Origin of the sequence: Dyadobacter sp. (assembly GCF_051859145.1) — a bacterium.
Classification (GTDB): domain Bacteria; phylum Bacteroidota; class Bacteroidia; order Cytophagales; family Spirosomataceae; genus Dyadobacter.
This window is the reverse complement of sequence record NZ_JBHYGF010000262.1, coordinates 1-6,040: the sequence shown is the minus strand read 5'-3', so window position 1 is coordinate 6,040 and position 6,040 is coordinate 1. Positions and strand designations below refer to the sequence as shown.

The 6,040-nt window shown below is 50.2% G+C and carries 6 protein-coding genes; 3 read left to right on the top strand and 3 right to left on the bottom strand.

Annotated features, from left to right (window positions below; all coding sequences use genetic code 11):
• A partial coding sequence (locus ACTIE6_RS15400; RefSeq protein WP_439557484.1) for a hypothetical protein occupies positions 1–293 on the top strand: 293 nt, incomplete at its 5' end.
• A gap of 20 nt (positions 294–313) precedes the next feature.
• Here the strand turns inward: ACTIE6_RS15400 and ACTIE6_RS15395 are convergent.
• From ACTIE6_RS15395 to ACTIE6_RS15385, 3 genes are read right to left on the bottom strand one after another with little or no spacing between them, the layout of a single operon-like run.
• Positions 314–1,009 carry an ABC transporter ATP-binding protein gene (locus ACTIE6_RS15395; protein ID WP_439557483.1) on the bottom strand — a complete coding sequence of 232 codons (696 nt, stop codon included), beginning with the start codon at positions 1,007–1,009 and terminating at the stop codon, positions 314–316.
• Positions 1,002–2,393 (bottom strand): ABC transporter permease, encoded by a 1,392-nt coding sequence (locus tag ACTIE6_RS15390; protein WP_439557482.1) that lies wholly within the window; start codon positions 2,391–2,393, stop codon positions 1,002–1,004. Before ACTIE6_RS15390 ends, ACTIE6_RS15395 begins: the two co-directional genes overlap by 8 nt.
• The gene (locus tag ACTIE6_RS15385) at positions 2,390–3,829 is read right to left on the bottom strand and encodes an ABC transporter permease (protein WP_439557481.1); all 1,440 of its coding nucleotides are present in this window, start codon (positions 3,827–3,829) and stop codon (positions 2,390–2,392) included. Before ACTIE6_RS15385 ends, ACTIE6_RS15390 begins: the two co-directional genes overlap by 4 nt.
• A 114-nt stretch (positions 3,830–3,943) precedes the next feature.
• Here ACTIE6_RS15385 and ACTIE6_RS15380 point away from each other — a divergent pair, with 114 nt between their 5' ends.
• Both ACTIE6_RS15380 and ACTIE6_RS15375 read left to right on the top strand, forming a co-directional pair.
• Positions 3,944–4,858 (top strand): pirin family protein, encoded by a 915-nt coding sequence (locus ACTIE6_RS15380; protein WP_439557480.1) that lies wholly within the window; start codon positions 3,944–3,946, stop codon positions 4,856–4,858.
• Between the two features lie 124 nt (positions 4,859–4,982).
• Complete coding sequence (locus ACTIE6_RS15375) at positions 4,983–5,870, top strand: sulfite exporter TauE/SafE family protein (protein WP_439557479.1); 888 nt, start codon at positions 4,983–4,985, stop codon at positions 5,868–5,870.
• Positions 5,871–6,040: the final 170 nt, after the last annotated feature.

Here is a 6,040-nt window from a genome sequence, read left to right as displayed (position 1 = left end):
TGCGCATTCACTGGGATGATGAAAAAGGAACGGCAGTAGTGGAATCAGAGGCAAATTCACCTTTGCCAATGATCGTTCCGGGAAAATCGGCTTACCTGGAAACGAGCACTTACAGGATCTACAAAACGCTGGAAGAAGCGCGGAATGCGACGGTAAAAGGTGGTGCCACATTCATTTACGAAGACACTGATCCGAAACTTGGCAAGGTAACCTACAAGATCAGGTTGAAGCCAATGTACCAGTATTACCGGCAGCCAGGCCAGCAGAATGACGCCAAATTCGCTGTATTTTGAATGGTCAGTTCAGGCCAATTTCAAACAGTTTTCAAATACAGCTGTTCCAGTTCATTGGCCGAGATAGAGCCTGCTTCGATCACGGATTGCAGGTTGCCTTCTTTCATGATCCCGATCCGGGTTGCCACTTCACGTGCCCGGAAAATGTCGTGCGTGGCCATCAGAATGGCCGTACCCGATGCCGACAGCGTTTTTAGTATCTCTGAGAATTCGTTGGAAGCTTTTGGGTCCAGTCCGCTCGTGGGTTCGTCGAGGAGCAGTACCTTGGCCTTTTTCGCGATCGCGATTGCAATACCCACTTTCTGCCGCATTCCTTTGGAGTAACCGCCCAGGCGCTTGCCGTGCGCTGCACTTTGTAGGCCCGCCGTATCCAGGAACCCCGCCAGCTGTGCGGCTTCATAGCTGAACCCGGCCAGGGATGAGAAATATTCGAGGTTTTCGAGTCCGGTCAGGTTGGGGTAGAGCATGACGGTCTCGGGAATGTAGGCAAGTCTGGTCTTGGTTTCTTCTACGTGCGTGGCCACATTCAGCCCGTCAATGGAAGCAACGCCAGAAGTTGGCTCCACGAACCCGAGAAAGAGATTGATCGTGGTCGTTTTACCTGCGCCATTCTGGCCCAGCAATGCAAATATTTCCCCTTTTCCAATGGTCAGGTTCAGGTTATTCAATGCGGTATAGTCACCGTATTTCTTGGTCAGATTGTGGGCTTCAAGCATTTTGCTTCCGGCTATATTGGATAAAATTTCTTCTCAATAATAAAGTGGCAGACAATCCCGCCAGCAAGCTCCACACGACCAGCGGCAATACGGATGCACTGCCCGCATTCGCGGTCACTGCCTGGGGCTGGTACTTGGGGTAGCTGGTCCAGTCGAGGTTCTCAGTTTGCTCATTTTCAAATATGTGCGGATAAAAATACTCCCTCAGCTGTTTGTGGTAGCGCTTCACCGATTGCAGGTATTCAATGTGGTTCGTCAGGTCGGTTGCCGCAACGCGGTTGAGCATTTGCTGTGCGTAGATCACCGGATTAAGCATACCGATCTGCTCAGCCAGGGCTTGTCTTTGTGCCAGCTTTTCAAACAATTGCCCCGCCGACTCGCGTGCTTCCACTTCGCCGGCGTATTGCATCGCGTAGTACCAACCCGCCGAATACTCATTTTCTGGAATAGGGTACTTGCGGTACTGCGGGTAAGCCGCGTAGAAAGTCTCCATCGTCGGTTTCTTGGGCAAATCCCATTTGGCATGATAACCTTCCCGCTGCCTAACGGTCGTTTCGAGCGCCTCGGGAATCGCGATCTGCCCGCTGATCAGCACATTGGCAATTCCCGGGAAAAGCATGCAAAGGAATATCCAGCAGGAAACCAGTGCAGTCGCATTGAAGGAGGAACTTTTGCCCAGCGAGATCACGAACGCACAAAGCAGGAACCAGAACAGCAGGTAACAAATGATTACCCCGAAGAGCTGGAAAGTAGGACCTGAAAACGGGAGTCCGAGCAGCAAGACACCTGCCAGAAACACAACCGACGCAGTAATTACCACGGCTGAAAATCTTACCAGCAGCTTGATAAAAATGATGGTAAGCAGGCTTGGTGCATTCGTTTCCACGATCCGCCACACGCCGTGTTCCTGCTCCTGCGAGACCGTGTTGTAAGTAAATGCGATGATCAGCAGCGGGAACAGAAAGATGAAAACGAATGCAGCATCAAGGTTACCTACCAGCAACGTAAGCGGATTGGTAAGCTCCGAATCGTACAGCTGACCTTCGATACCCAAAATTTTGATCTTCAAACTGAATGCATTCACATCGCGCTGACCAATTGAAAATGACGCCCAGGGTGAAGGATAGTTGGCCGTGTAAAAAAATGGGTAATAAGCGGTGGTTCCCACAGTCTTTCCTTTGCCTTCCTCTGCAATATGTTGCAGGTGGGTTTTCTGGACAGCAGGAATGGAGCTGATGGTAGCCAATTGACTGCCGATTACCTTTTTACCATGATAAAAGCTGTACAGGCCAAACAAAACCAGTCCGGTGATTGCCCAGCGCACTGTTTTCTCGCGGAAGAAATTTTTGACTTCCAAATAGAGGAACTTACTGCTGATTTTCATAGCTGGAATTTGCGTTGGGAAGAAATGTAGCCGAGTGCGGCGGCACCGGCAGCAAGCCAGAAAAGCAATGCGATCAGGCTCCATTTTGCATTGTATATGGTGGCCGTAAGTGGCACCGGCCGGAATTTAAACGGCGGCATTTGTTGCCAGTTCGATTGGGCTACTTTCTGCGCACGGTCGTTTTGGTAAGAGATCTGCGTAAGGTGGATTTGGTTGATCAGTGTTGTTTTGTCAAAACGGTATTGTTCGGTTTGTTTCTGGAATTCAGAAAATGTATCGAAATCAACCCCGCAGAGTTGCATTGAAATGTTTCGCAACGGAAGGTAGGGATCAAAAAAGCCGAGGATGACGGATACCGCATTCTGTGCTTTATAAGTTTTGATCAGCTTGTTGAACTGTGTTCCAAAGATTCCCGAAGTAATGCGCTCGCCTTCCTGCATTACCATAGCGCCATAGTTCACCTGCAGTTTGTGCACCGAATCCACGCCGTACTTTTTCAGGGTACTCGCCCGCAATGCTGCGAAATGCGGGTCGTCGGGGTCGTGGCTGTCGCCTTCTTTTCTTACCTGAGCTTCAATAGCCTGTTCAAATGCAATCTTGTCCGGGGCTTTGTACAGGCTGCTGCCGAGCGTCTGTGCGCTTTTTGGAATAACAATAAAACAGACCATCCAGCCCAATATGAGCAGTATCAATGCATTTGAAGCATTTTTGCTCATTGCCGAAACGCTGGTCACGATCATCGTGATGATCAGGAAATAGATCGCGTAAACGAAAAGGATCAGTGCGCTCCTGAGCAGCAGCTCTGCATTGATCTCGTTTTGCAGCAGTACCGCGCCGCCGATCAATGCGGTGAGGATCAAAGGCAGGAACAGCAGCCATGTTACCGCGACCAGCCCGGCCGTTTTTCCGGCCAGTATATCCAGGTAAGAAGCTTTTTGGCACAGCAGGATTTTCAAAACCCCGTTCTGCTTCAACCCGGCAACCGTAGCGAAGCCCAGAAAAATGATGAAAAGAGGTACCAGCAGTTGAAGTACCAGCGCCATGCTCAGCTCACCAAAGCGCAGCATCCCGTTTGAAAAGCCTGCCTCGCTCATATTTACAGTATTCTGGCGGTGCGCTTCCAGGAAAATGGAGTTACCTACGTAGCTGTCCAGACCAAAGTCAAAGAAACTGAGCGGCGCTTTTTCCCTGAAAACGAGGTAGCCATAATGCGCCACCCGGTGGGGATGGCGCTCAGGCTGGTTCATCCAGTTATCCTGGACTTCCGTGGTGTACCTGGCTTGCTGTGCATTGAACTTACTTACGTAATTCCAGCCAACAAACCCGGCAAGTAAAAGCATGGCTAACAGAATACTGTAAAGAATAAAGGGCATTTTGCTCCTGAAAACGGTCCTGATTTCGTGCAGGGCAACAATGCGGATCAAATGGAGGTGCATAGGAGTGGGTAAATGAACACGGGTGCAAATATAGGGGCAGGCTATTCATATGCAACATTGTTGCATTAATTTCTTGACAGCTTTCCTTATATTTAGCTCAATCAAATACCAGCTATGTTAGACATTGTCATCGAAGCACGAAAGGCTGCCATCAGCGAATCTGTTATGGTCAAGCGCATTCTCCCATTCCGTTTGCGGCGAATGTTAGGGCCATTTATTTTCATGGACCACGCCGGTCCGATCGCTGATATTCCGGCGAATCCGTCGTCACTCGACGTACTGCCGCACCCGCATATCGGTTTGTCAACCGTGAGCTATCTGTTTGGCGGCCAGGTAACCCACCGCGACAGTCTGGGAGTTCAGCAGGTGATCAGGCCGGGTGAGGTAAACTGGATGACAGCGGGCAGCGGCATTGCGCATTCGGAGCGTTTTGAAGATCCGGCTGCATTGGCGGGCGGGTTGGAAATGATACAAACCTGGGTCGCATTGCCCGAAAAAGACGAAGAAGCTTCGCCGGACTTTAAGAATTACAGTACCGCGGAATTACCCATTTTTACGGACAAAGATGTTTGGATGCGGCTGATTGCGGGTGATGCTTATGGTTTGAAAAATGAGGTCAAAACGCATTCACCGTTGTTTTACCTGCACGTGGTACTCAACGCGGGTGCACGTTTCGGGCTGCCGGCGGGATACAGTGAGCGGGCAATCTATGTAGTGAAAGGTTCGGTGGAGGTCGGCGGGCATCGCTACGGATCGGGCAGGATGCTGGCTTTCAATAAAGGTATCGATCCGGTGATCATTGCCGCGGAAAATACGACGCTGATGCTGCTGGGAGGCGAGCCGCTGGGTGAAAGGTTTATCTGGTGGAACTTCGTTTCGTCCCGGAAAGAGCGAATCGAGCAGGCCAAGGAAGATTGGAAGCAGGGCAGGATCATACTCCCGCCGACAGACGATCAGGAATTTATCCCATTACCCGAGGACAGATCCAGGCCAGCCGGCGCGCCGCCGAGACCCGAACCACTTTCCTGAAATGCGGTTTTGGAAGCAATAGCTCGTCTGTTCAATATATTTTAAGGTAAATTTAATAGACTATAATTTTAATAGAGTAAATAGATTTGCTACTTTTGAAGCCTAACAATTCTGCTGCGCTTCTATGCTTTCCAAAGTTCTCTCATTACGTCTCCCGTTTTCATCCTGGTTACTGCTCCCGATCGCACTGGTTCTGGGCGTTGCCGGTATCCTGATTTTCAATGGACCTGGCGCGTTTAATGCCGAAAATGTTGGCGATTTCCTGGGCAGTGACTTTGCGCTTTACCTGCTGGTAGGGTTTATAGCACAAATGGTAGACGGTGCGTTGGGGATGGCTTATGGCGCTACTTCGTCTTCTTTCCTGCTTGGAATGGGCGTGCCACCGGCGATCAGCAGTACGAGTGTGCACGTGGCGGAGATGTTCACCACAGGCGCTTCCGCGATTTCGCATTTCCGGTTTAAAAACATCAACAAGAAACTATTTAAAAGTCTGCTTATTCCCGGCGTGATCGGAGCCGTAACTGGCGCTTACCTGCTGTCGGATGTGATCGATGGTAATTTTATCAAGCCCTTTATCGCATTCTATATGCTCATTCTGGGTTTGATCATTATTCGCAAGGCGCTTTTAACCAAATTGGCCAAAACAAAAACAAAACGCATCGGCGTACTCGCAGCTGCTGGCGGTTTCCTTGATTCCATTGGTGGCGGCGGCTGGGGTCCGATTGTCACATCTTCATTGCTCGGGCAGGGCCGCGATCCACGTTACACGATCGGCTCGGTTAATGCGGCAGAGTTTGTGATCAGCTTTTCAAGCGGAATTACATTCCTTTTCTTTCATGGTGTGGCGAGCTGGCAGGTAGTGCTTGGTCTCATCGTAGGCGGCGTGATCGCTTCCCCATTCGGTGCATTGCTCGTCGGTAAAATCAAAAGGAAGCCGCTAATGCTAATCGTAGGCGCACTTGTAATCTTCCTAAGCACCCGCACTATTCTCATGAGTCTTGATCTTATTTAAAGGGTGGAAGGGGAGGAAAGGGATGAAGGGGAGGAAAGGGACGAAGTATTTTGCTTCTTCCATCCTCCCTTTGCTCCTTCCAATCCATCCTCCCTGTCACGTCCTGAAATAGGTTGACCTTAACCACAGGGAGATTTATGCAGCATGACCGTCCGAAAGTAGTGAAGTAC

Coding starts and splice junctions, on each gene's coding strand:
- ACTIE6_RS15395 (WP_439557483.1), bottom strand. CDS start 1,009: ATGCTTGAAGCCCACAATCTGACCAAGAAATACGGTGACTATACCGCA.
- ACTIE6_RS15390 (WP_439557482.1), bottom strand. CDS start 2,393: ATGAAAATCAGCAGTAAGTTCCTCTATTTGGAAGTCAAAAATTTCTTC.
- ACTIE6_RS15385 (WP_439557481.1), bottom strand. CDS start 3,829: ATGCACCTCCATTTGATCCGCATTGTTGCCCTGCACGAAATCAGGACC.
- ACTIE6_RS15380 (WP_439557480.1), top strand. CDS start 3,944: ATGTTAGACATTGTCATCGAAGCACGAAAGGCTGCCATCAGCGAATCT.
- ACTIE6_RS15375 (WP_439557479.1), top strand. CDS start 4,983: ATGCTTTCCAAAGTTCTCTCATTACGTCTCCCGTTTTCATCCTGGTTA.